Source organism: Clostridium sp. AM25-23AC (assembly GCF_003435125.1).
GTDB classification, from domain to species: Bacteria; Bacillota; Clostridia; order Lachnospirales; family Lachnospiraceae; genus Pilosibacter; species Pilosibacter fragilis.
In genome coordinates, this window is record NZ_QWGI01000001.1 from 145004 (window position 1) to 171310 (window position 26307).

Genomic DNA, 26307 nt, shown 5'->3' on the forward strand with positions numbered 1-26307 from the left:
TCGAAAACTACGGCTGAAAAAAAGCGCGGTCTCCGCAGGATCTTTAGTCCTGCAGAAACTGCGCCATAATATAATTGCTTACATCAAGTCCATAATCCGTCAGAACGAACCGGTCGCCCTGAAATACTGCCGCTTTTTCCTCCACAAACATTTCCATGAGCCCCGGATAGACGTCCTTCGCGGACACCCCGAACCTCCGCTCAAACTCCGGGAGGGACACCCCCGCTGTCATCCGTAGTCCCACATAGAAGAATTCCTCCTCCATGTCTTTCTTCGTGAGCTTTTCCACATCCGTAAACATCCCCGGCTTTTCTTCCAGATACTGCTTCATATCGGAATTGACCGCAAACCTACAGCCGTCCATGTAGGAGGATGCCCCGAGTCCCAGTCCCAGGTAGGGCAAGCCTGTCCAATAACCGATATTGTGGCGGCACGCTCTCCCCGGCTTCGCATAGTTTGAGATCTCGTACCGCTCATACCCACAGTCCTGCAGGAACCGCTTCGTCTCGTAGTACATCTCCCTCTCGGAATCCTCGTCGGGAAGAAGTTTCCGTCCCTCTTCGCTCCCGTACTTCTCACCGAAAGGAGTTCCATCCTCAATGATCAGGCTATACGCCGAGATATGTTCCGGATTCAGGTCCGTGACCCGCTTTAAGGTGTCCTTCCAGGACTCGCGGGTCTGTCCCGGCAACGCTGACATAAGGTCGATATTGATGTTCGTGAACCCACACTCCCGGGCCAGATGGAAGCTCTCCAGGAATTCCGCCCAGGTATGGATCCGGCCGAGAAGCTTTAGCTCTCTGTCATTTGCTGATTGGAGTCCAAAGCTCAGGCGATTGATCCCGGCCCGCCTGTAATCTGTGAGTTTCTCCCTTGTCACGGTTCCAGGGTTCGCCTCCATGGAGATCTCCGCGCCTTCCGCCACATGAAACGCCTTCCGCACATGTTCCATGATCCCGACAATCAGCGCCGAATCCGGCACGGACGGGGTTCCGCCGCCGATAAAGATCGTATCTACCGGAATGTCCCCGTATTTTTTTCCCATGGCGTCAATATCTTCCCTGAGCCGCCTCGTGTACAGGTTCTGGGTCTCCTGGTCCGTCGGAAATGAAAGGAAGTCGCAGTAAGCGCATTTTCTCACACAGAACGGCATGTGCAGATATAATTCCATGCCCCCGTTCATGCGAGAACCTCACTGAGCATCTCGATCTCGTCCTCGAACAGGCAGTATCCCGGATCATGGGCTTTCACCGCCGCCAGGACATCCTCGATCCGCATCCACTTCACAGACTCCACTTCTTCTTTCTGAAGCTTGAGTTTTTCGATCTCTACCGGCTTTTCATAAGCAAAAACATGACTCTTCTCATGATTCTTAAAGATCCGTCCATGGAACTCGCCTTCATAGCGTCCGTCATGGACCCCGACAAGCCGCAGGTCTTCCGGCTCTGCCGCAATTCCCAGCTCTTCCTTCAACTCCCTGAGCGCCGACTCCAGATAGTCCTGTCCCGCCGGAATATGCCCGGCGCTGGAGATATCGTAGCAGCCCCCGAAGGAGTCCTTCCCTCGGCTCCGCTTCTGTAAAAGCAGGTCATGTCCGCCGTCCCTCCGTCTTCTTACGACCCAGACATGGCTCGTCCGGTGCCAGTCACCGTTGAGATGGACCAGCGTGCGCTCTCTCACCTGCCCCGACGGCTCTCCATTCTCATCGAGGAGATCAAGAAGCTCCAGCGGTTTTCCGTCCAGGACCGCTTCCTTTAAGAGATCATCCTGGTAGCGGAGTTTCAAAGAGAAGAACGGTGCTTCCTCGTCGAGAAGCCGATGGAAGATCCGGTCGCCTTCCCAGAGGTTCAGGCTGTTGATCTCAGTCTTAGGAACCCACTCCAGAGTACCCTCATTGCAGTCTGCCAGCTCACCTGTAAAGCCGTCTGCCGTGTAGAGGAAAATGTACTCCATTTCGGCATCATCATCATTGTACATGAAAGTCAGAACGCCCCGAAGTCTATAGCTTGTGAGTGTCAGGCCTGTCTCCTCCTTCGTCTCCCTTAAAATGCAGTCCTCCGGGCTCTCCCCCCGCTCAAACTTCCCGCCAATGCCGATCCACTTGTCTTTATTGACGTCGTGTTTCTTCTTGATACGATGGATCATCAGGTATTTGTCATCTTTTTCAATGTAGCATAATGTTGTAAGCTTCATAATAGTTCCTCATCTATGTGCAAAAAAGTCCATTTCTTCGAACGATCTGAAATGGACTTTTTATCTGGATCAATATTTTAATTTACTCCTCGTCCAGCTTCAGAACGCTCATAAACGCCTTCTGCGGAATCTCCACGTTTCCGACCTGGCGCATACGCTTCTTGCCTTCCTTCTGCTTCTCGAGAAGCTTCTTCTTACGGGAGATATCGCCGCCGTAGCACTTCGCGAGGACATCCTTTCTCATGGCTCTCACCGTCTCACGGGCAATGATCTTACCACCCACAGCAGCCTGGATCGGAATCTCGAATAAATGCTTCGGGATCTCATCCTTCAGCTTTTCGCACATCTTTCTGCCGCGCTCGTAAGCGGATCCCTCAAACACGATGAAGGAAAGGGCATCCACAGTTTCCTTATTGATCAGGATATCGAGTTTTACAAGCTGTGACTGCTCGTATCCCTTCAACTCGTAGTCGAAGGACGCGTAACCGCGGGATCTTGATTTCAGCGCGTCAAAGAAGTCGTAGATGATCTCGTTTAACGGAAGCTCATACTTTAAGAGTGCACGCGTCTCTTCCATATATTCCATGCCGAGGTAAACGCCGCGGCGTTCCTGGCATAACTGCATGATCGCGCCCACAAATTCTGTAGTCACCATGATCTCTGCGGAGACGATCGGCTCCTCCATATATTCGATTTCGGACGGATCCGGCATGTTGGACGGGTTCGTGAGGTCGATCACCTCGCCGTTCGTCTTGTGGATCCGGTATACAACGCCCGGTGCCGTCGTCACGAGGTCAAGGTTATACTCGCGCTCCAGGCGCTCCTGGATGATCTCCAGGTGTAAAAGCCCTAAGAATCCGCAGCGGAATCCGAAGCCCAGTGCGATGGATGTCTCCGGCTCAAAGAACAGGGACGCGTCGTTTAACTGCAGCTTCTCTAAAGCATCACGGAGCTCCGGATATTTCGCTCCATCCGCCGGATAGAGTCCGCAGTACACCATCGGTGTTACCTTCTTATATCCCGGAAGTGGGGCCGCGCACGGATTTAAGCGGTTCGTCACCGTATCACCCACGCGGGTATCTTTCACATTCTTGATGCTGGCTGTAATGTATCCAACCATGCCGGCCCGGAGCTCATCACAGGGGATAAATTGGCCTGCGCCGAAATATCCGACCTCAACGACATCGTAGGAAGCTCCCGTCGCCATCATCTGGATCGGGGTGCCTTTCTTCACGGTTCCCTCTTTCACACGGCAGAATACGATAACACCGCGGTAGGAATCGTAGAGTGAGTCAAAGATCAGCGCCTGAAGCGGTGCCTCCGGATCCCCCTTCGGAGCCGGGATCTTATGGACGATCGCTTCCAAAACATCCTCGATATTGAGTCCCATCTTTGCAGAGATCCTCGGTGCGTCGTGAGCCTCAAGTCCGATCACATCCTCGATCTCCTCCGCCACACGGTCCGGATCAGCGCTCGGAAGGTCGATCTTATTGATGACCGGGACAACATCAAGATCATGGTCAAGGGCAAGATACACATTTGCAAGCGTCTGGGCCTCAATGCCCTGAGCCGCATCTACAACAAGGATCGCACCGTCACACGCCGCAAGGCTTCGGGATACCTCATAGTTAAAGTCAACGTGACCTGGGGTATCGATCAGGTTAAAGATATACTCCTCGCCGTCCTTTGCCTTGTAAACCGTGCGGACTGCCTGGGATTTGATCGTGATTCCGCGCTCTCGCTCAAGATCCATGTTGTCAAGGATCTGGGCCTGCATCTCACGGCTGGTTAAAAGACCGGTCTTCTCGATAATGCGGTCCGCCAGCGTGGATTTACCGTGGTCGATATGGGCAATGATACAGAAATTTCTGATTTTATCCTGGGAATAATGAACCATTCATGTTCCTCTCTTCTATATGATTTCTTCTTTATATGATCCATTTCTCTGTCACTGCTTGTCGGACCACCAGATCTTTACTCCTGATCGTTCGGTCCATCAGAAAATACCTTTATACACAGGAATTTCTCCCTCGGGGACAGAAATGGCAATTTATCATGTTAAATATAGCATTTTTTAGGTTTCCGCGCAAGCAGTAGTATGAGGTTTGGATGTGATAAAAAATAGACAAAAAGCTGACAAATTACAATTCTTTTATGTGTTGTAAAATCAATTGACATTCTATCCATTCTGATTTAGACTTTAATTAACATTTTGTCACGTATATTCAGGACTTTTCTTCGTCCCGTCACCCGTCCACCTTTTCTATCATTTCAGCAGCTATCCTTCATGTTCGCAGATCCTGTATATTCCTTGACCGTTCTGCGTTTTCTGAATGGCTGCCCGGGAGATAACATATGAATCAAACTCGGAAAAAACAGCAGTCCATGGACATGACCTCAGGGTCCATCACAAAGCTCCTGATCATGTTCGCGGTTCCCCTCGTGATCGGAAACCTTTTTCAACAGCTATACAACACTGTGGACAGTCTCGTTGTTGGAAACTTTGTCGGCTCCCATGCTCTCGCCGCCGTAGGTTCCACCACCAGCATCATCAACATGATCGTCATGTTCTTTACCGGTACCTCTGTTGGTGCCGGTGTCGTCATCAGCCGGTACTATGGGGCCCACGATGACGAAAAGCTTCACATTGCCGTGGAGACCACGATGGCAGTGACCTTCATCTGTGGGATCATTTTTACAGGTCTTGGAATCTTTGTTGCCCCCTATATGTTAAAATTTATGTCCACACCGGATGATGTCCTGCCGTCCGCCTCCGTATACTTAAAGATCTATTTTTCCGGCGTTTTCGGTCTGCTTGTATACAACATGGGAAGTGCGATCCTGCGTGCCGTTGGCGATACGAAGCGGCCGCTGTACTTCCTCTGTCTCTCCAGTGTCATGAATATCGGCCTTGACCTTCTTTTTGTAGTGGGCTTCGGCATGGCCATCGAGGGAGTTGCCTACGCGACGATCATCTCCCAGTTTGTTTCCGCAATTCTCGTGCTCATCGTTCTCACCAGAAGCACGGAGAATTACCGCCTGACCTGGAAGGACCTGCGGATCAACAAAAAAATCTTCCGGCAGATCCTCATGGTCGGACTACCGACAGGATTTCAGCAGTCACTGACATCATTTTCCAACGTGTATGTCCAGTCCTATATCAACACCTTCGGATCCAGCTGCATGGCCGGATGGAGCAGCTACTCAAAGATCGACCAGTTTGTTTTCCTTCCGATGCAGAGTATCGGACAGGCATCCACGACCTTTATGAGTCAGAACCTGGGAGCCGGGAATCTGCCCCGCGCGAAAAAAGGAACCGGTGTGGCTCTCCGGCTGGCACTCCTCATTACATTCGCCAGCGCTGGGATCCTTTTCCTCTTTGCGCCTCGGCTCGTCGCAGTCTTCAACCAGGAGCCTGACGTTGTCCGGTACGGAACCATGTTTCTCCGGATGAACGTGTTCATGCTGGCATTCTGCTGCCCGAACCAGGTCGTTGCGGGCGCGATGCGCGGAGCCGGAGATTCCAGGACACCGATGCTGATCATGCTGTTCTCCTTTGTCCTGTTCCGCCAGATCTATCTCTATATCGCGACCTCGATCTGCAATACAGCCGCAGTTGTCGGATTCGGATATCCAGTGGGCTGGATCGTAGCTTCGGTTCTCGTAGAGCTCTACTATATGTCCGGAAAATGGGAGAAAAAGATCAATATGTAACCTCTTCCCATGTTCTGTTATTCTCCTGTCAGTACCTGATCCAGGAGATCGGATAACGGCATCATCGCCGCTTTCGCCTCCGCATACGTGTTTGTCTGGGCGCCCACCTCGATGAGGGCGGAACGCGCCCGGACATGCTCGTTATAGCGGAGGCCTTTTAAATAGATCTTTCGCGTAAGTCCCGGATATTTTCCAGCAGCCAGAAGCTGCATCTGGAAGCTGAACGCCAGGTTTTCCTTGAGATTTGGATTCGGAAGATACTCGATGGGGCCGTCCGGGCTCATGGATGTCCCGTTGAAGAACATGATCTTCGCGGTCTCCGTCCCGTCGATCTCCGTCACAAGTCTCGTCCCATCCGAGACGCCGTCCCGGTGGACATCCAAGACCACCTCGATAGACGGGTATTTCTGCAGGAGACCAGAGATCCCGTCGAGGGCGTAGGTATACGCCGCACTGCGGTCCAGCTTTCCGTTCCGGTAATCGTAGACGCTCTCATCATGGTACACGTTGTACCCCTTTTCCCTGAGAAGCTTCGCCAGGCACTCTCCGAGGTGGATCACGTCCGCCTCCGAATTTTCCGGGTAGTCGGCGTAGGTCTCCTGGGAGTGGGTATGGTAGATCAGGATCTGGGGGATGTCGGCGTTTTTTTCGATGGAAAGGTCCGCGGCGAGGAAATTCTCCGCCCGCATCAGGTCCCGGCCCGCCGTTGTTGTGGGGTGGACGTTGTAGAATTTTTTCATCAGGTAGTCGTAATCGTTGAGTTTTTCTAAAATGATGCCGGAATTTCCGGTGTTAAAGGTTCCTGCTGCGAGCAGGCCTGCGAGTGTCGTCTTTTCATTCTGGGATGATCCGTTTTCTCCAGTTCCGCTTTTTCCCGAATTCCCCCATTCTTCTGAACTTTCTGTTTTTGCTCTGTCTTGTGCATTTTCATCCGCATTTCCGCTTCCCCATGCATTCTTCCTACGATCATCTCCGTAAACTCCCTGATTTTGTTCCCTGTCTGCGATCCATTCTGCCCGCAGTACCCCATTCTCATTCTCGATCCCAAATATCTCCTCATACTCCTTTGTCCGCCTGCTGCCATTTTTTCTGCTCTCCAGATAAAAAGCCGTACCCTCATCCTCCTTCCACGCCGGAAGAAATCCCCGCATCACATCATCCGCGATCCGCACCGCGTAATTTTCATAGAAATCCTTCCATGCGCCCGCACACAACCCACGTCCGAGATACAGCGCCGCCACGCAGACCACCGCCAACACGATCCACCGCCCGGCATACTGGATCATCCTGATGATATTTCCGATCATCTGCGCAACAAACAGGCGGTCCGCCTGAAGCATCCGCTTAAAATAGTACCATCTCCGCCTCATATCTGCCGCCTGATTCGCCGTTTCTTTACAGTTTATGTGAATATGCGGTTATTCAGTACCTGCGCAACCATACTGCCGCCGCAAAATCCGAACCATATCAGCCAGGCACCAACAGCCATTTCCGAATAAAAAATGCAGAGTTTTTCACATATATCACGCAAATCTATGCAGTTCTGAACAACGCCTCATGGATCGCCTCCGAGATCGTAAAGCTCAGAAAATCCACCCGCTCATCAATATCATGGGGCGTCACATACATGGGACCGAGGTCCGGCTTTAAGAGTTCCTTAACAAGCTCATAAGATTCTTCTACCCGAAGAATTTCCAGCTTCTTCTCTCCGGATTTTCTTTTCTTTTCACCATTTCGATCCCTGTCCGAGTCCTCCGCTTCCATTACCTCATCATCTTTTTCCAAAACATCACACCCTATCTTCTCCCTCAACACCTCCGTCATCGCCCCAACCGTATCATACACGATCGCCGCCGCCCCGACGACCATCGGGATCCCGATCGCAAACACAGGAATCCCCAGTGTCTCCTCCGTCAGCCCGCTCCGGTGATTCCCGACCCCGGATCCCGGCTGGATCCCCGTATCGGATAGCTGCACCGTGACTCCCAGTCTCCCGGCACTTCTCGCCGCCAACGCATCCACAACGATCACTGCATCCGGCTCCGTCTCCTGCACAATGCCTTTCACGATCTCCGCCGTCTCCATCCCCGTCTGCGCCATGACCCCCGGCGTGATCCCGCTTAAGACCGGATACCCGTGCTTCCTGCAAAAATCCGTCCCATACTCCAGCTCCAGATGCCTCGTCGCCTGAAGATGCTCCAAAACCTTCGGTCCCAAAGCATCCGGCGTCGCCTCCGGATTTCCCAGGCCAACGACCAGAGTTCTCACCGGCCGCCCCATCTTCTCCGTCTCAAGCCCATGCTCCTTTAGCATCCCCCGCAAAAGCCCCGCCAACTCCTCCGAGACCTCCCTGTGATAATCATCATCCTTCTTCGCCAGCGAAGCCGCCTCCACCGTCAAATACATCCCCACCGGCTTTCCCAGCGCCTTCTCTCCTCTCTCATCACACACCGCGACCTCCGTCACCCGGATCCCAGTCTCCTCCTTCTCCCACTCCCGCACCCGGATCCCCGGAATCTCACTCCCCTGCACCTTCTCTCTCTCCTCCAGCGCCAGATCCGTCCTCACCGTAAACTCCACATCCGCCTGTCTCATAAACACGCCTCCTATCTCAACTTTCTCCTTATTTTTCTCGCAAAAAAGCAATTTATGTATTGACATACCGGGAAATATTCGCTAGAATGTAATAGTATGTTTACATTGAACTGTCCGTGTCCAGGCTTTGATGCAAAACAAACAGAGATAATTTTTTAAAATAATATGGAGGTGTACAGATTGGCTAACATCAAATCTGCAAAGAAAAGAATCGTAGTAGCAGAGACAAGAGCTGCTAGAAACAAAGCAATCAGATCCAAAGTGAAAACTTTCGTTAAGAAGGTAGAGGCTGCAATTACTGCTGGTGACAAGGCTGCTGCACAGGCTGCACTTCTTGCTGCTACAAGCGAAATCGATAAGGCTACTTCCAAGGGCGTATATCACAAGAATACCGCTTCCAGAAAAGTATCCCGTTTGGCTAAAGCTGTAAGCGCAATGGCTTAATTTATCATCGAACTGGATTATTACGCATAAATAAAAAGAACCGCTGTTTCCGAGGTGTGTCAGAAACAGCGGTTCTTTTTTATATCTCAGCACCGGTCAATGTACCCAGCTCCATCCAACCCCCAGCGCAGGCCTGCCTTCGGACCCGGATGCCTGATTGCGGGGGCTCTGGCTTCCTCTTGGCTCGCAGGAAAATGCGTTGGAGGAAAGGTGACACTTGTCTGAGCGCAGCGAGTTGTGTCACCTTTTCTCCGCCCTTAGCATTTTTCTGCAAGCCTAGAGGAACCGCCCCTGAAATCCACCAGCACCCGAATCCGAAGCCAGGCCTGCGCGTCCTTTTGCCAAGTTGATCCAACCTTACTCATACTTCTTCGCAATCAGCAACTCCACCGCCAACCGATCCGAGAGTCGACCGGTTTTCACAGCCTCCTCCGATTCCACACAAAACTCCACATAAGAAAGAATCTGCTCCCTCGTAAACGCCCTCGCCTGCGCCATCAGCTTCCCCGCCACAAACGGCGGTACCTTCACCCTGGACGCGATCTCACTCTTCTGCGCCCCCTTCCCCGCCAATTCCTTCACCTGCAGAAGCTGGTTAAACTGCTTCGCGATCAAAAACATGATCCGCATCGGCGGCTCCTTCAGAGTCAGAAGATCCTCATAGAGATCCATCGCCTTCCTCGTATTCCCCGCCACGATCGCCGTCACCATCTCAAAGATCCGGTTCGTCACATGGACCGTCCCGACCGCCTCCACGTCCTCCTTCGTGATCACCTCGCGCCCCATGGTATAGCAGATCAGCTTCTCCAGCTCCATCCTGATATTCTCCATGTCATCCCCGGTCCGCTCCATAAAATACTCCATGACCTGGCGCGTGATCTTCTTCCCGTCCTTCGAAAGGATCCCCGCTGCCCAGCGCATCAGCTGGTCCGCGTCCTGCTTCTTTAATTCCGCTGCATACCCGTTGTCCTTCACCTTCTTGTAGAGCTTATTCCTCTTGTCGACCTCATTCTCCACAAACACCATACATGTAGACTCCGGGATCTCCGGGATATAATTCACAAGCTCCTCCGGCGCACTGCTCTTAAAAAATCCGCTGCCATCGATCAGCACAAGTCTCCGCTCAGCAAAAAAAGGCATGGTGTCCGCGAGACTAATGATCTCTTTCACATCCTGTCCCTTGCCCTCAAAATAATTATAATTCATCGTGTCATCCCCGGCGATCGCCTCCCGGAGACGCTTTTTATAACTGTTCACAAGAAACGGCTCATCCCCAAACAGCAAATAGACTCTCCTAAATGTCTTATCCTTAATATCCTGGTTTAAAGTCTGCATAGCCGCCTCCGTAAACTGTCTTATTGGTATCATTTTGAAACTTTTCTAATTTTATCAGATATACGAACACTGGTCAAGCTGCGCCTTCGGGCGCTTCGCGTCCTCCTCATCCTTTTTCTTCACGAGCACCACCAGGCTGTACACGAAGAATACAATGAAGACGATCGCTGCGGACATCGCCGCTGGGCTGCTCCAGGACAGTGTGATAATGTAGGACGGGATGATATACGGCGCGAGGACCAGAAGTTCTAAGAGTTTCTTTCTCTTTACATTCGTATAGGCGGTTAAGAATACAAAAAAGCTTCCCGCCGCCACCGCGATGACTGTTGACGCGGTGGATATGATAAGCGTATTCCGGACCGCCTTCACTGTTCTCTCCTCATGCAGCATGTCCACATAGTTTTGCAGACCAAAGCCTCCGTCGGTCGTCAGGCTCATCCGAAGGAAACTTAAAATCGGCATAATGAATATGAAGCACACTGCGATGAAAAAGAGGATCCGGCCTGCAATTGTTTTAATTTTACTGGATTTCATGTTTTTTCCTCTTATTATAGAAACGCGATGTAAAATGCAAAACGGACTTTTTGTAAAATCCTTGTAAGCGGAAGTTAAAACTTTTCCTTCCGATGTAAAGCACGGTCAGTCTGTGTCAAGCGGAAGCATCGTTTTTATTTTGAGTTTCTTTCCATCTGTCCGGACCATGACAGCGCCGGAAAGGCCTGTTTCATAGATCTTTGATCCATGTTCTAAAAGCCGCTCCCGGACTTTCTCCGCAGGATGTCCGTACCGGTTCTTTCTTCCGTAGGAGAGGATCGTCACGGATGGGGACAGTTTTTCTATAAACTCTTCGCTGGATGAGGTGGCGGAACCGTGATGTCCGGCTTTTAAGATCGTCACCGGAGTCAGAACGCCGGAAGTCAAAAGTGTTTCCTCCCCGGATGTCTCCATATCTCCCGTGAGGAGCATGGAAAAACGTCCGTAGGTCAGGCGGAACACCAGGGATTCCTCATTCCGGTCCGTGAACTCTGTTCCGCCATCCGGCGACAGGCATTCCATGGACATTCCTTTTCCCGGAAAGTTATTCCATATATCTCCCTTTTGGGCATAAAAAACAGGAACATCCCGCTTTTTCGCAAGCTCCGCCATCTTCCCGTAGATCTCATCCTTTCCCGCCTCCGGCATCATGAGACCTCCCACCCGGATTCCCGATTCCGGGTGTTCCAGAAGATACCGGATCCCGTTCATGTGATCCTGGTCCCCGTGGGTCATGACCGCAAGATCCAGACGCGTCACCCCCTGGCTCTTAAGATACGGCACCAGAACCTTCTCTCCGATGGATTTCTGCTGGCTGCTGCCGCAGTCCACCAGGATCGTATGGGATTCGGAGCGCAGAACGATTCCGTCGCCCTGGCCTACGTCGAGGAATGTGGCAGAGAGTCCGGTTTGGCGGGATGGGAGCAGGAAAAGAAATGCCGCAAGCCAGGCGGCGCATAATAACACCAGGCGATGTTTTTTATTTTCCGCAATCTCCATCCCCCTCTCATAAACAACTGATCCGAATATCATCAATCCATAATAACACCCAATTTTCCATATTTCCGGCTGCCCCAGCACCAGCTCTGCCCCCGGAAGCTCCCCTGTCCAATTACATATCACCTCATAAAATTTCAAAATATAATGCGCGCCTCCAAGCATCGCACCCCCAACCGATTCTGATAAAAAAGACAGACCTAGTCCAAGAAATCCCGATATGACCACATACGTCATAAGCGGGATCACAATTAGATTTAAGAACACCCCGTAGACCGGTATCCCAAAAGAATGCCAGAGAATGACCGGCGCTGTCACCACCTGGATCGAAAGACTTGTAAAGAACGCGGACGCTGCCGCAGATATTTTTTCATCCGTAAAAAGCTTTTCCCCCCGCGAAGAAAAAAGCCTGCCGGGATAGATCAGTGATGTCACCGCAAGAAAGGACAGCTGAAAGGACGCCTGGGACAGCAGATACGGATGAGCAAGCAGCAATCCTGCCGCCGGAATACACATTGCCGTCGGAAGATCGTATGTCCGCCCTACGGCCGCCGCGAGAAAGGAGAGCCCTGCCATTGACACCGCCCGGGCCACAGACGCGCCGCTGCCCACCATCATGCCGTAGGCGCAGAGAAATCCCCCTGCGAAGATCCCGGAGATCCAGAACCCCGCCCCGCCTTTCCTGAAAATCTTCCAGATTCCCAGCCCCACAATGGAGACATGAAGCCCGCTGATGGCAAGGAGGTGGGATATCCCATTCTTCCGGTAAAGTTCATAAATTTCACTGTCCAGATCATCCTTCTCCCCAAAGAGAACCGCCGACAGAATTCCAGCGTCCTCCGGGAGAGCGATCGCCTTTAACTGCTCAGAAAAGCACCTCCGGATCCGGTACAGGCTGTCCGAAAATACATGTACCTTCCCGCCAGTCACCGTATATCCCTCCACATAGATGATCCCGGAAATTCCGCGGGACCTGCAATACAGACGGTAGTCAAACGCCCCAGGATTTCTCGCCGGATCTGTCGCTTTTCCCTCTCCGAAGACTCGGATTTTCTCACCGACAGCGGGTGATGGTTTTTGCTTCGAAACCGCCTCAGCTGCTTCCCCTGTTTTATTCACATCCAGATAACATAAAACTCTTCGAAGCTTCTCACCAGACTCCCCATCTTTACCTTCCATTGCGCAATCCCTAAGCACGACCTCCAGCGTCCCATCCTTCTCCTTCACCGACTGGACAGTTCCCTGAAGAACCACGCCATCCTCATGTTCCTCCCGGAAAAATCCCTCCTCCCGGGAGAAAACCGCCTGCTCCGCTCCCATCCGAAGACATCCGGCAGACATTCCCGCCACAAAAAGAAAGACCGGCAGCCCATATCTGCTCTTCCGGCGGACAAACACGCACACCAAAAAGAGCAGCCAGACTGCCAGTCCAAAAATCATCTGCTCTGCCGGGATCCACAGGTTCAGTGCCTCTCCAAGTACCAATCCCCCTGTCACACACAGCAAAGGCCTTTTAATCGTTTTTTCCTCCTACGATATAATCGTAATTTCGTTCAAATACCGTGCTTAACGGAATCTGGTCCCGGAACACATCGTCCTGGGATCCGTTGATCCGGATCTGCACACGGCTCACCGTCGAGAGCTCCGCAAGGGAATCCACGATGGAATAGATCGGAATATATGCCGCCACATCCAGAGTGCTGTTTAAAAACACCGCGTCAAGGTTGATCGAGCAGACCGAATCATTGACGGACACATTCAAAAGCTTCACATCTGACGGGATCGTCGCATAATGTCCAAGCTCCTGAGGACCTTCGATCAGCTGTTCCACGATGAGGCGCTCCAGGGATGTATTGCTGTTCTGCATAACTTCCCGCTTTTCCTCCACCAGCTGGTCTCCCGCCTCATTGGCAAAATACAGCGTCAGCTCCGTCCGCTCGAAGGAGTTGACATCGCGGATGCTGTCCACAAAATCAGAGGCGGAAAGCATTCCCACCGGGTTTCCCGCAGCGTCCGTGATCGGCTGCTCCGCGCAGTAGATGCTCAGATACTCGATATCCGGAATCTGGGTCAGTGTTTTCGTCAGCGCCGCCCGGCACAGGATCTCCTGCACCGAATTCATCAGCGCATAGTTGGCATCTGCATATAAATACAGAACATTCCCCTCGATCCGGTAGGTGATCTTTTCGATCCGCTCCGGCAGCGCTCTCTGACAGTCGAGATCCGCCGGCACATTTCCCATCTTATCGAGAAGTTCCCGGACCAGTGCATCCAGGTCCGTCGTCTCCGTCCGGTACTCGCTTCCAACGAGCTGGATCCCGGACGTGTTTAAATAGTAGATCGTATAGGCATTTCCGCTCTGCTCCACGGTCGTCTTTCCCGTACAGCCGCTTAAGGCGAACAGGACCGCGAAGAGGAGAAAAAACACCCGAAACATCCTAAATTTCTTCATTTTTCTCCCTCCTACGGAATATAGATCAACGGGATCCGCACCATAAAGGTACTTCCCTCGCCCTCGACACTGTCCACACGGATCGCGCCGTGATGCATCAGGACCACACTTTTCGTGATCGCAAGTCCAAGCCCTGTTCCGCCGGTCTCCCTGGATCTCGCCTTGTCCACGCGGTAGAAGCGTTCGAACACGCGCTCCTTAAACTCCGCAGGAATACCGATTCCGGAATCCGCAACCTTTAAATAGAAGAACTTGTGGTCGGCATCCAGTGTGACCCGGACCCATCCGTCTTCCTTATTATATTTGACCGCATTCTCCACCAGGTTATTCACCGCCAGGGAGAATTTCACCTCGTCAATATCCGCTGAGACATCGCGCTTACTCTCGAAGATCAGCTCGATATTCCGCTTTCTGGCGATGGGACGCAGGCGTTTTAAGACCATCTCGATCAGTCCGTTGATCTGGACCTGGCTGCAGGAAAGTCCCGAGGACGCCTTGTCCATGCGGACCAGAGTCAGAAGATCGTCGATGATCTTACTCTCACGGTCGATCTCATCGGAGATATCGTGCATGAATTCCTGGTAAAGTTCCTTCGGCGTGTCCTCCATTCCCATCAGGGAATCCGCAAGGACACGGATCGACGTGATCGGAGTCTTGAGCTCATGGGAGACATTGGAAACAAACTCCTGTCTCGACTGGTCCACGGCCTTCAGCTTCTCCAGGGTTTTATTGATGGTCTCGGAGATCTGCTTTGTCTCCCGGTACGCCTCCTCATTGACATCCTCATCCAGGTTTCCCTCACCTACACGCCGGATCGACGCGATCAGGCTTCCAAAGGGCTTCATGATAAAATGGACCGAGAGGACCGCAAGGATCAGCAGGATCACGAAGATCATCATCTCGTACAGGGATGCCTTATCATTCAGACTGTCCTCCAGACTGTACATGCTCTCCGTCGACGCTGTCACGATCATCACGCCCGCAGTCTTTCCCGTTGTGATGGTTCCCGTCTCCTGCTCAAACTCCGGAATTGGGATTGCCAGGACGAAATAGTGTTTCAGGCTGTCATACCGGCTCGTATTCTCACCCTGGAAGCACCTGATCACCTCATTGGAAATCAATGTCTTTCCCTTCGAGAGAGAAAACGTATCCTCTACGATCTTAAACCCGGAGTTTACGATCAGGATCCGTCCGCTGAAGATATCCGAGAGCAGGGAGAGCTCCGTATCGATGGCGGCGTTGTCCACCACCGAGTTTGTGAGATATCCAGTTCTTGACATCTTATTGCTTAGGATCTGACACTGGTTCTGGACATCAATGATCCGGCGCTCCACCTGACTCTGTCTTGAGGAACTGGCAAGGATCCGGCTCTCCACGAGAAGCGGGATCATACAGAACATCACCATCAGGATGATCAGGGGAACCTTGACGCTCGGCGTATGCTTCCGGTAAATTTTCCGGATCCTTTCCCTAATTTTTCTCATGTTCCTCTTCCATCTTTCTCGTTGCCGTCACAGCAAGGCTGCCCGGTCCGATATGGCACGCGATGCTTAAGGAAAGCGGTGCCATGTATACATCAGCATTCGGGAAGCGCTCTTCGACCTCTTTCTTAAACTCCAGCGCTGCTTCCTCGTTGTCGGTGTGGGCGATTGCCAGATGGCAGTTTCTGCACTCACTGTCGTGAAGCCTCCCGTCCAGCTCTTTCTGGATCGCGTTCATCATCATGGTCTTTGCCTGCTTCATGGTACGGGCTTTCGCGAAGGAATCAAGCTTTTCACCTAAAATGATCAGCACTGGCTTGATTTTTAAAAGTGTGCCGAGAGCCGCTGCAGCCGATGTGATCCGGCCGCCCTTTTTCAGGTATTTTAAGGTATCGACGGTGATGAAGATGACGGAATCAGCCGCAGTCTCCTCCAGACGCTTCTTGATCTGCGTTCCGTCCATCCCCATAGCTGCCAGCATCTGCGCGTCCTTTACAGACTGATACTGGGTCACAGAGATCCGTCGATTGTCAACGACGAACACTTTTCCCTCGTACTCATCCTCTCCCGCCAGCATCATCGCTGTAGAGCAGGATCCGGAAAGTCCGGAGGACATCGGGATATGGATGATCTGGTCATACTCTTTTAAGAGCTTGTCCCACATCTTCAGGATGGAATCTGGTGTGGGCTGGGAGGTAGCGATATCAGCATTGTCCTTTAATCTCTGGTAGAACTGCTCCTGTGTCAGTGTGATATCTTCGTAATATGTTTCTCCATCTATCATAAACGGCATTGGCAGAACCGCAACTCCCATCTCTTTTGCCTGAGCCTGGGTGATTCCGCTGTTGCTGTCTGTTACAACTGCAATTTTCATACAAAACTGCCCCTTTCTGTTTCTCTTTCGTCCGCCCTCTTTCTCTCCATTCCATACGGACAGGACTCGCTCCTATTTTAACCGATTTCCTACCTAAATGGAAGTGCAAAACTGCCCAAACTGTGGACGAAATAGAAAATTTATGATATGCTGAGCAGTAAGTGAGTGAAAAACATGCTCGCATGTTTGGCACGAGCGGCGAAGCGGATTACGGCAGCCGCAAAGCAGCGCTTAGTGTGAAAGCGCAGACCGTAATATGCAATGTATTTTTAATATGGGGGTACAGATTATGCCTTATTGTCCGAAATGCGATATGGAATTTGTCGAGGGAATCAAAGTCTGCAGCGATTGCGGCGGTCCCCTCGTGGAATCAAAAGAAGTGGCGGAAGCCATGAAAAAGAAGGAACAGGAAGAACAGCTTGCCGCCATGGCGCAGGAGATGGATCCGTTTTCCGGTGAAGGGACTGATACGGAGTTCTCCGGGGATAATCCACCCGAGAAGTCTTCCCCGGCCGCTGAGCCGGTCCACGCCTACGTGGATAAGGGCCAGCGCTACGATGACATGAGTTCCTCCGCATCCGCGTTCTTCTTAGTCGGCGGGGTACTTGCCATCGGCGCGGCACTCTGCCTTCTGGGAATTTTCCATCTCCCAATGGCAGGATTCCAGAAATATATGTTTGAGGGCGTTCTCGTTGTTCTCGCCATCGGCAGCTTTGTCGTTGCAGTCTCCTCAAGGAAGCGCGCTGCCGAGTTAAAGGTGGAAGCCGACGATGAAAAACGCCAGACCCAGGAGATCATCGATTGGTTCTTAAAGAATTACTCCGCAAAAGAGCTGGATGAGCAGCTTCTGATGGAAGACCCGGACCTCTCCGGCGAGGAACTGAGTCTCAAGCGCTTCGAGCTGATCCAGGATTTCCTCATCACCGACCGCGACATCCCTGACCAGTCCTATGCGGATTCGCTCTGTGAGACGCTGTATACGAAGCTGTACGATCAGGAATAATTTAAAAGACTGTCTGACCGATGAACCTGATTCATCAGCCGGGCAGTCTTTTTAATTTTCTTATTCAAATTTCACGATTTCCTTCTTCAGCCTCATCATGATCTTCTTCTCCAACCTCGAAATATATGACTGGGAGATCCCCATGAGATCCGCCACCTCTTTCTGCGTCATCTCCGCCCCATCCCGGCGCTTCAGACCATAGCGCAGCTCCACGATTTTTCTCTCCCTCGGGCTTAAGCGGCTCACCGCATTCTTAAGAAGATCTTTTTCCACCTCATCCTCCATGTCTTTATAGATCACATCCTCCTCCGTCCCGAGAATATCCGACAGCAGAAGCTCATTCCCGTCCCAGTCCACGTTTAACGGCTCATCGATGGAAACCTCAAGCTTCATCTTGCTGGTCCTACGAAGATACATCAGGATCTCATTCTCAATGCATCTGGACGCATAGGTCGCCAGCTTGATATTTTTCGTCGGGTTAAAGGTGTTGATGGCCTTGATGAGTCCAATGGTCCCGATGGAGATCAGGTCCTCTACGCCAACGCTGGTATTGTCAAATTTCTTTGCTATGTAGACAACCAGGCGGAGATTGTGCTCGATCAGCTCTGCCTTTGCCTCTTTCTCCTCTTCGGTTCCAAACTTATTTAACGCCTCAGTCTCCTCCTTCAGTGACAGCGGAGCCGGAAGAATATCCGCACCTCCAATATAATGGATCTCCCCCCGCTCCGGACGAATCATCGTGCGGAACCCCATCACTTTTTTGAGGCGGAACCGGTTTGGCATAGAAATTCTCATAATCATACTCATTCTCTCCTTTTTCTAACTGTTAGTCACCTTCACAGTTATTTTTTCATACATCGTCGTTCAGACTTCATGTCAATCCCCTATTGCCACAGGCACATTTTCCCCTGACACCAGACACTCCGGCAGTATCATCGTAAAATCCTTCCCGAAAAACAGAGGTTCCTTCGAAATCGCCACGATCGGACGCTCGATCCAGATACTCCCGCACTCTTCGGACATGACCTCCATCCGGTCAAAGAGAACTCCCGGCAGCATTCCATTTTCCGTTCCGACAGCCCGGTATGGGATCATAAGGACTCCCGCCTTCTCGCCTAAGAACTCTTTCGCATCCGCCGCCGCGATAATGCTCACCGGCTTTCCCGTCACAGGCTCCACGAGCCGATTCCCTGAATCCGCCATCGCCGTGAACTCCTTCGACTTTTCATTTAAGAAAAGACGGACCTGATACCGTGTTTTCCCGATCATCGGCCGCCTCACAAGAGCTACCGCCAAGAAACGAACTCCCATACAGAAAAATCCCATAAACATCAGACTTTTCCAGCCTGTAAGAAAACACCGCTCCCGCAGAATCGCCAGCCCACTCTGCAAAATCCCTGCGGATAAGACCAGGACTCCCAGTTCCTTCCCGCGCCACTTCAAAACTTTCATCCAGGAATCTCCTCTATCTGCAGAAGCATTCCTTTTCTCCTGGCGCATGGTCTGTTTTCCCGGAAAAGCGATCCAGATCATCAAAAATCCTGTCACCAGCAGTTTCCAAACTTCCCATATCCCAGCGAATACCGGCTGTCCGCCTGCAGGACATCTTCCCATAAGTTCCAGATAAACGCTTCCAGTACTGCAGAGTCCCCCGGCGATCCCGGCGCCCAGAAGTCTCAAGGCCTCTGCCCGCCTTCTCATAAGCACCGCCGCCAGCCATAAGATCAAAACATCCCGGTACACCTCCTCCAGAAAAAAGAGATCGGCGTACCAATCATACTCCACCGGACTTCCTCCTTTCCCTGGCATCCCTTTCTGATGTTTTCCCATAGTATACCTGTCTTTCTCTCCAGAATTTGTCAAAGCAGGGACGAGAAATTTGAAAACCCATCGGGTCGTTTTAACAGAATCTCTCCTGTTTTTTCATGAAGATCAGAGATTTCCGCAGACATTTGCGGAATACACGAAAAAAGAAGAACAAAAAGAGAGCAGATCTGGACGATTTTTGTCGCGATCTGCGGTGAAATTTCAGAAATATTTCGCGCGAGTGCGCATCATTGGCACGTTAGTGCCTTTTGTGTAATAGGGAATTCCTCGGAATTTCCTATTACACAAAAAGACCTGGAAAAGATTTCTCTCTTCCAGGTCTCAATATGTTCATAAATTAAATTCCAATACGGCTTGTCCGTCCTCAGAATCTTATCTGCGGTTCTTTAAGAAATCCGGGATATTGATCTGGGTCTCGCCGCGCTGTGCCGGACGGTAAACCGGGGCATTTCCAGTCGGGATGTTGTACTTCGGTGCGGAAGTCTCTGTTGTAGCTGCTGCCTCAGACGGAGTCTTTACGGACGGAGCAGTTCTCTGAACCGGAGCCTGCTGAGCCGGTACCTTTGTCTTGTAGTTTGTGAAATCCTTCATTGCGCGCTCAACCGGTGTGTTTGCACCGTGTGCGTCAAGGCCTGTAGCGATAACTGTGATCGTTACCTCGTCCTCCGCATTCTCATCGTACATAGCGCCGAAGATGATGTTAGCGTCATCGCCTGCAAGCTCCTGAACATAGCCAGCAGCCTCGTTTGCCTCGATCAGGCTGATGTCGCCGGAAATGTTGATGATAACGTGGGAAGCACCCTCGATGGTTGTCTCAAGAAGCGGGCTGGATACAGCCTGCTTAACAGCCTCAAGTGCCTTCTCGTCGCCCTTCGCCTTACCAATACCGATATGAGCGATGCCCTTATCTGTCATAACAGTCTGAACATCAGCGAAGTCAAGGTTGATAAGACCCGGAACATTGATCAGGTCTGTGATTCCCTGTACTGCCTGGAGAAGAACCTCATCGGCTTTCTTTAATGCATCCGGCATGGTTGTCCGTCTGTCAACGATCTCAAGGAGACGGTCGTTTGGGATCACGATCAGAGTATCCACTGCGTTCTTTAAGTTCTCGATTCCCTTTAACGCGTTGTTCATTCTCTGTCTGGCTTCAAAGCGGAACGGCTTTGTTACAACGCCGACTGTAAGAATTCCCATGTCTTTTGCGATCTGAGCGATCACCGGAGCTGCACCGGTACCGGTTCCGCCTCCCATACCACAGGTAACGAATACCATATCTGCGCCCTTAAGTGCCTGGGAGATCTCCTCCTGGCTCTCCTCAGCTGCCTTCTCGCCGATCTCCGGCTTTGCGCCTGCGCCGAGTCCCTTTGTGAGCTTCTCACCGATCTGCATGGCAGTCGGAGCTTTACAGAACTGAAGCGCCTGTTTATCTGTGTTGATACCGATAAACTCAACGCCCATAATATTTTCTTCTACCATGCGGTTTACCGCGTTATTTCCGGCACCGCCGACACCGATCACAAGAATTCTTGCGGCATTCTCTGCCTCGTTTATCTTAATCTCTAACAAGAATGTCTCCTCCTTTAATATCTATCAATCTATTACATCTGTATTAGCATGGTCATAAAAATCCCAAGTTAATCTAACATATATCATATTTGATTTTTTGAAAAATATCAACCTTAAATTTATGGTTTTTTTGAAAAAAACACTGATTTTCCGCTGTCCCCGGCCTAAGCTTTCTTACGGTCAGCGCAGCAAGTGCGCAGACCTAATGAATCGTTACTCTAATTCTTCTTCACAAAACGGTACGTCGGGCTGGAATTCGTCTCGTCATAGGTATCCAGATACAGCGTACCCGAAAGTCCTGTGAGCTCCGTCATGATATCGTGAAGCTCCGCGATCTTTCCGTCAAGGCTATCCGAATTTCCAAGCTCCACCGTGATGTCCCCCATCACAAGCTCCGCCTCATTGTAGCTGTTATAGTTGATCTTGTCCACCTGGATATCGCTGACATTCAGCACCTGGGTCAGGTTTAAGATCTCGCCGAAAATATCCTGATCCGCCACCGGAAGCGGCTGGTGCAGGACGATATGTCCGAACTCGAGACCAGTGATCACCGGAACGCCCGGAAGCTGCTCGGAAGAGCTCTCCACAATGATTCCATCCTTATCGAAGTACATGTAGCTGCTCATGTAGGAGACGCAGCCCACAACGCTCTTCTCAAACACAACGACCTCCACCTTTGTGGGGCTCTTGAAATTGATCTTATATTCCTCGATAAACGGAATGGACTTGTGCTCCTTAAACCGGTTCTGATAATAGCAGAACGCGGAATTTCTGGACCACTTGCCGTCAAATAAGAGCGACTCGATCTGTTCCTTCGTATACTGCTTATTTCCGCTCACTTCCACATCCTTGATCCGTATCGAAAAGACAAGAACGAGAAGAATGACGAGAATCGCCATGATCACTCCAATGATGATCCCCGTCTTTCTTCCTCCTCTCCTGTTGTACATTCCAAATCCGTTGCTGCTTCTTCTCCCGAAATGGAAATTGAAGCCGCGTCTTCCAAATCCAAGACCTCTTCTTCTAAATAACATTTTCTCTTCACCTGTTATCTGATCACTTGTTCTCACGTAACATCATTGGGACCCGCGCACCCGACACACTGATCACCGGAAGACTCTGGTCTGGAGCAAAAAATCCATTGCCACGATCATCACAGCTCATCTTCCTCTATGTCTGCCCCAAGCTTTCTCAAATCTCTTCCGATATCCTCGTACCCGCGCTTTAAATGTCCACTGTCCGAGATCACACTGAGTCCGTCCGCCGCCAGGGCCGCCACTAGAAGCGCCGCCCCGCCGCGAAGATCCGGCGTCTCCGCAATCCCCGGAACAAGAGGATATCTTCCTCTTATTATGGCTGTATCTTTATGGAGCGATACGTCGGCCCCAAAGGCTGCAAGCCGCATCGCCGCCTCAAACCGTGCCTCATACACGGTCTCTTTAAACCGGCTCTCCCCGCTTCCCGCTGCCTCCACGGCGAGAAAGACAGACTGAAGATCCGTCGGAAATCCCGGGTATGGCCCGGTGTCGATCTCGACCCCGGCCGGACGCCGTTCCATCACCATACCGATCCTGGCTTTCGGTCCGGTCGCCCCGGATATCCGGATCCCGGCTCCCATTTTTCGGAGTGCCTTTAACGGTTCTACCAGAACCACCGGATCCACACCGGTGATCTCGATCTCCCCGCCGGCTGCCGCTGCCGCCGCCAGGTATGTCCCCGCACAGATTCTGTCTCCTGCCGTCACATGATCCGTCGGAAAGAGCTTTTCCACCCCATCCACCGTGATAGTCCCGGTGCGCTCCCCGGATATCTTTGCTCCCATAGAACGCAGGAAGCTGCAGAGTTCCACGATCTCCGGCTCCCTGGCACAGTTTAGGAGCTTTGTCGTGCCGGATGCCAGAGCGGCAGCCATCAACGCGTTCTCCGTCGCCCCGACACTGGGATATGGAAAACGGAATGTTGTTCCACAAAGCTTTTTCGCTTTTGCAATCAGCATTCCGCCATCATCAAGTATCTCTGCTCCCATTGCCCGGAGCACATCCAGGTGAAAATCGATCGGACGTTTTCCGATCACACAGCCGCCCGGATACCAGGTCGTCACCTCCCCGGTCCTGGATAACAGCGGTCCCAAAAGCAGGCTGGAAGACCGCATCTTCCCCACCGTCTTCTCGGAGATCACCGTTCCAGAAAGCCCGGAGGCATCGATCTCCAGGACATCGTCCTGAAACATCACCTGACACCCAAGGTCCCTTAAGATCTCCGCCATGAGGAACACGTCCGAAATTCTCGGAACATTCCGTATCTCGGTTCTTCCCTCTGTCAAAAGACTCACCGCCATCATGGGCAGCACCGCGTTTTTTGCACCCTGGACTTTTATTTTTCCATGCAGAGGCTTAAGCCCCTGAACTTTAAACACCTGCAAACCGATTCCCCCGCATATGCCGCTATAAAACAGTATATGCAAGAGTATCAATTATGTTACTGCTGTTCCAGCCTGATCTGGTTGGACACACTTAGTACCATTCCCATCTCAATCATCAAAAACAGCACCGACGTACCCCCGTAACTGATAAACGGAAGCGTGATTCCCGTGTTAGGAATCACATTCGTAACAACGGCAATGTTCAAGACGACCTGGATCGCGATATGTGCCAGAACACCTGTCACCAGCATTGCACCAAATAGATCCGGCGCATTTCCGGCGATGACTAAAAATCTGTACAGCATGAACAGGAACATGAATATCACGGCTACCGCTCCGAAAAGTCCCAGCTCCTCACAGATCACCGCGAAGATCATATCGTTCTGCGGCTCCGGAAGGAAGCTTAACTTCTGGATACTCTGTCCCAGTCCCTTTCCGAGAAGGCCGCCGGAACCGATGGCGTACAGTCCCTGAAGGACCTGATATCCACCGGACTTCGGATACGCCTCCGGGTTTTTCCACACCAGGATTCGGCTCAGCTGGTAGGAATGGAGGATTCCCGCCTTCTCGAGGGCGATGGCCACAGGCGGCGCGAAGACGATGACAGTGATTCCAAGCGCCACCGTCGCAATAAATGGCCATTTTCTCTTGCACGCGATAAACATCATGACGAAAGCGATTCCGCAGATGATGATACCGGAGCTTAAGTTGTTCATGGTGACGAGAAGTGCCAGAGGTCCGATGAGGACCGCGATCATTCCCCACACCCGCCATTCATTGATCTGCTTTCCAAGTCTCGTGATGAGCACGGCCAGAAGCAGGATCACCACGATCTTTACAAGCTCTGCAGGCTGAAAACGCAGGGATCTTGTTCCCAGCCATCTTTTCTTGCCGTTAACCGCGATTCCCAGTGGTGTAAATGTTACAAGGATCTCGCAGATATAGGATACCACTACTGCCGGAACAGTAAACTTCGCCAAGAAGTGATAGTCGATCTTTGAAATGATCAGCATCAGGATGAATCCAGCCACGGCGATCTGTCCCTGACGCACCATGTAGTAGTTGGACGGCTGCCTGCTCACCTGGGCATTGTAGGCGCTGGAACTGTAGATCATGATCAGTCCGAATACCGTAAGGAAGATAATGACCACTAAGAGGTCATAGTCGTAAAAACGGCGTGCTTTCTTTTTCCGTTTTCCCTCTTCCTGTACAGGAGCCCCGTACATCTGCTGCTGCCGCAGCATTTCCTGTCTCTGCTGCATCTCACGGCGCTGCTGCATCAGAAGCTGCTCTCTTCGCTGTCCCTCCTGCTGGCGTTTCGCCCGCTCTCTTTCAATCTGCTGACGCTCCAACTGTTCTCCGGACATCTGCTGTCTCTGCATCTGCTGTCTCTGCATCTGCTGACGATGTACCTGCTGTCTCTGCGCCTGTGCCCTGCCGCCGGCTTTTCGAACTTTCTTTCGAGCCACGCTAAGCCTCCATTACAGCGCGTTGACGCATTCCTTAAAGATCCGTCCGCGCTCCTCAAAGTTCTTGAACATTCCCCAGCTTGCGCATGCCGGAGAGAGCAGCACATAATCGCCTGCATTCGCGTAAGAAGCGCATACCTGAACGGCCTCCTGCATGTCTTCCGCGTACATGATATCCGTGATACCATGTTTCTTTGCGCACTCGGCGATCTTGTCTCTTGTCTGGCCAATGAGGACGAGATAGCGGACTTTTCCGTCAAAATTCTCGATCCACTCGTCATACTCGGAATGCTTGTCATATCCGCCTGCGATTAAAAGTGTCGGTCCCGGCATCGCCTTGATGGCCTGGATCGCCGCATCCGGGTTTGTTCCCTTGGAGTCATTATAATAAGTAACGCCGAAACGCTCTCTTACATACTCGATCCTGTGCTCGACTGCCTTGAACTCCCTGCATGCCTCGCGGATCATATCCATCGGGACGCCTAAATGGATCGCGATGGCAACGGCTGTCATCACGTTCTCGTGGTTATGTCTTCCGATGATGTTTAACTCGTTGACATCGAGAACCTTCTCGTTCTTTCCATCATGACGGTAAACGATGAAATCTCCGTCCATGAAGATGCCCTCGTTGAGCTTCTCCTTGCTGCTGAAGTAGAGGACCTTGCACTTTAAGGTCTTTCCGAATTCTCTGAGGACCGGATCCTCGTAGTTTAATACGCAGGTATCTTCCTCTGTCTGGTTTCTTGTGATCCCCTCTTTGACCTGGATATAGCACTCCATGGTCTTATGGCGGTCCAGATGGTCCGGAGTGATGTTTGTGATCGCGGACACATTCGGATGGAAATCCATGATGGTCTCAAGCTGGAAGCTGGAAACCTCCGCGACGGTAACGGACTCGTCTGTGGTTTCAAGAGCGTGAGCGGTGTACGGATCACCGATGTTTCCTACTACGAATACGCTCTTATAGAACTTTCTCATGATCTCGCCTGTGAGGGCTGTCGTTGTTGTCTTTCCGTTTGTACCTGTGATAGCCGCAAGTTTTCCCTTTGAGCAGTGGTAAGCAAGCTCGATCTCACTCCAGATCGGGATCTTCGCCTCGTCGATCACCGCAACGAACGGTGCCTCAAGCGGAATACCAGGGCTGATGACGCATAACTCCACACCCATAAGGTCTGTCTTCTTCAGTTCACCGAGAACGATCGTCACCTTCGCACCCTCATCAAATTTTGCTTTCAGCTTCTCTTCGGAAAGCTTCTCATTTCCATCATAAAGAACCACTTCGCCGCCCTGGGCAAGCAGAAGCTTTGCGGCAGAAATACCGCTGATTCCCGTTCCTGCAACTAATACTTTCTGTGACATGGTTTCTCCTCCTATATACTCGTAATGAATGACCGCTCAG

At 51.6% G+C, this 26307-nt stretch carries 21 protein-coding genes; 3 read left to right on the forward strand and 18 right to left on the reverse strand.

Annotation, left to right across the window (positions count from 1 at the left end):
• Positions 1–43: 43 nt before the first annotated feature.
• The 3 genes from hemW to lepA all read right to left on the reverse strand — a co-directional run bounded on the left by hemW (position 44) and on the right by lepA (position 4090).
• Positions 44–1171: a radical SAM family heme chaperone HemW gene (gene hemW / locus DW677_RS00675; RefSeq protein ID WP_242992083.1), complete on the reverse strand. Its 1128-nt coding sequence runs from the start codon at positions 1169–1171 to the stop codon at positions 44–46.
• A gap of 8 nt (positions 1172–1179) precedes the next feature.
• Positions 1180–2193: an NUDIX domain-containing protein gene (locus DW677_RS00680; protein WP_117566294.1), complete on the reverse strand. Its 1014-nt coding sequence runs from the start codon at positions 2191–2193 to the stop codon at positions 1180–1182.
• A gap of 82 nt (positions 2194–2275) precedes the next feature.
• Positions 2276–4090: a translation elongation factor 4 gene (lepA, locus tag DW677_RS00685; RefSeq protein ID WP_117472280.1), complete on the reverse strand. Its 1815-nt coding sequence runs from the start codon at positions 4088–4090 to the stop codon at positions 2276–2278.
• A gap of 458 nt (positions 4091–4548) precedes the next feature.
• Here lepA and DW677_RS00690 point away from each other — a divergent pair, with 458 nt between their 5' ends.
• Positions 4549–5907, forward strand: a complete 1359-nt coding sequence (locus tag DW677_RS00690; protein WP_117472278.1) for an MATE family efflux transporter — start codon at positions 4549–4551, stop codon at positions 5905–5907.
• A gap of 17 nt (positions 5908–5924) precedes the next feature.
• Here DW677_RS00690 and DW677_RS00695 read toward each other — a convergent pair whose 3' ends face one another.
• Together DW677_RS00695 and gpr are read right to left on the reverse strand one after the other, a co-directional pair.
• Positions 5925–7277, reverse strand: a complete 1353-nt coding sequence (locus DW677_RS00695; RefSeq protein ID WP_242992084.1) for a stage II sporulation protein P — start codon at positions 7275–7277, stop codon at positions 5925–5927.
• Positions 7278–7440: 163 nt separating this feature from the next.
• Positions 7441–8502 carry a GPR endopeptidase gene (gene gpr / locus DW677_RS00700; RefSeq protein WP_117472274.1) on the reverse strand — a complete coding sequence of 354 codons (1062 nt, stop codon included), beginning with the start codon at positions 8500–8502 and terminating at the stop codon, positions 7441–7443.
• Positions 8503–8682: 180 nt separating this feature from the next.
• Here gpr and rpsT point away from each other — a divergent pair, with 180 nt between their 5' ends.
• A complete protein-coding gene (rpsT, locus tag DW677_RS00705; RefSeq protein WP_021905348.1) occupies positions 8683–8946 on the forward strand; it encodes a 30S ribosomal protein S20 in 264 nt (87 codons plus the stop codon).
• 357 nt (positions 8947–9303) lie between these two features.
• On the opposite strand, the gene holA is transcribed toward rpsT, so the two are convergent.
• The 6 genes from holA to DW677_RS00740 form a co-directional block, all read right to left on the reverse strand.
• Positions 9304–10281, reverse strand: coding sequence for a DNA polymerase III subunit delta (gene holA, locus DW677_RS00715; protein WP_117552825.1), 978 nt, complete (start codon positions 10279–10281; stop codon positions 9304–9306).
• Between the two features lie 54 nt (positions 10282–10335).
• Positions 10336–10815: a hypothetical protein gene (locus DW677_RS00720; protein ID WP_117512789.1), complete on the reverse strand. Its 480-nt coding sequence runs from the start codon at positions 10813–10815 to the stop codon at positions 10336–10338.
• 105 nt (positions 10816–10920) lie between these two features.
• Positions 10921–13296, reverse strand: a complete 2376-nt coding sequence (locus DW677_RS00725) for a DNA internalization-related competence protein ComEC/Rec2 (RefSeq protein WP_181968275.1) — start codon at positions 13294–13296, stop codon at positions 10921–10923.
• A gap of 28 nt (positions 13297–13324) precedes the next feature.
• Entirely contained in the window at positions 13325–14263 is a 939-nt protein-coding gene (locus DW677_RS00730; RefSeq protein WP_117566297.1) for a GerMN domain-containing protein, read from the reverse strand.
• Positions 14264–14274: 11 nt separating this feature from the next.
• The gene (locus tag DW677_RS00735) at positions 14275–15747 is read right to left on the reverse strand and encodes an ATP-binding protein (protein ID WP_015555044.1); all 1473 of its coding nucleotides are present in this window, start codon (positions 15745–15747) and stop codon (positions 14275–14277) included.
• Positions 15734–16618, reverse strand: a complete 885-nt coding sequence (locus DW677_RS00740; RefSeq protein ID WP_117566298.1) for a DegV family protein — start codon at positions 16616–16618, stop codon at positions 15734–15736. Before DW677_RS00740 ends, DW677_RS00735 begins: the two co-directional genes overlap by 14 nt.
• A 289-nt stretch (positions 16619–16907) precedes the next feature.
• Here DW677_RS00740 and DW677_RS00745 point away from each other — a divergent pair, with 289 nt between their 5' ends.
• On the forward strand, positions 16908–17621 hold the full coding sequence (locus DW677_RS00745; RefSeq protein ID WP_117566299.1) for a hypothetical protein: 714 nt from the start codon (positions 16908–16910) through the stop codon (positions 17619–17621).
• Between the two features lie 60 nt (positions 17622–17681).
• On the opposite strand, the gene sigE is transcribed toward DW677_RS00745, so the two are convergent.
• From sigE to murD, 7 genes are all read right to left on the reverse strand, one after another.
• A complete protein-coding gene (gene sigE, locus DW677_RS00750; RefSeq protein ID WP_117470930.1) occupies positions 17682–18422 on the reverse strand; it encodes an RNA polymerase sporulation sigma factor SigE in 741 nt (246 codons plus the stop codon).
• A gap of 75 nt (positions 18423–18497) precedes the next feature.
• On the reverse strand, positions 18498–19406 hold the full coding sequence (locus tag DW677_RS00755; protein ID WP_181968276.1) for a sigma-E processing peptidase SpoIIGA: 909 nt from the start codon (positions 19404–19406) through the stop codon (positions 18498–18500).
• A 414-nt stretch (positions 19407–19820) separates the two neighbouring features.
• Positions 19821–21017 (reverse strand): cell division protein FtsZ, encoded by a 1197-nt coding sequence (gene ftsZ, locus DW677_RS00760; protein WP_117470932.1) that lies wholly within the window; start codon positions 21015–21017, stop codon positions 19821–19823.
• Positions 21018–21235: 218 nt separating this feature from the next.
• Complete coding sequence (locus DW677_RS00765) at positions 21236–22051, reverse strand: cell division protein FtsQ (protein ID WP_347473007.1); 816 nt, start codon at positions 22049–22051, stop codon at positions 21236–21238.
• Positions 22052–22170: 119 nt separating this feature from the next.
• Positions 22171–23433, reverse strand: a complete 1263-nt coding sequence (gene murA, locus DW677_RS00770) for a UDP-N-acetylglucosamine 1-carboxyvinyltransferase (RefSeq protein ID WP_242992087.1) — start codon at positions 23431–23433, stop codon at positions 22171–22173.
• A 62-nt stretch (positions 23434–23495) separates the two neighbouring features.
• Positions 23496–24908, reverse strand: coding sequence for a putative peptidoglycan glycosyltransferase FtsW (locus DW677_RS00775; protein WP_343220844.1), 1413 nt, complete (start codon positions 24906–24908; stop codon positions 23496–23498).
• A 12-nt stretch (positions 24909–24920) separates the two neighbouring features.
• Positions 24921–26267 (reverse strand): UDP-N-acetylmuramoyl-L-alanine--D-glutamate ligase, encoded by a 1347-nt coding sequence (murD, locus tag DW677_RS00780; protein ID WP_117566302.1) that lies wholly within the window; start codon positions 26265–26267, stop codon positions 24921–24923.
• Positions 26268–26307: the final 40 nt, after the last annotated feature.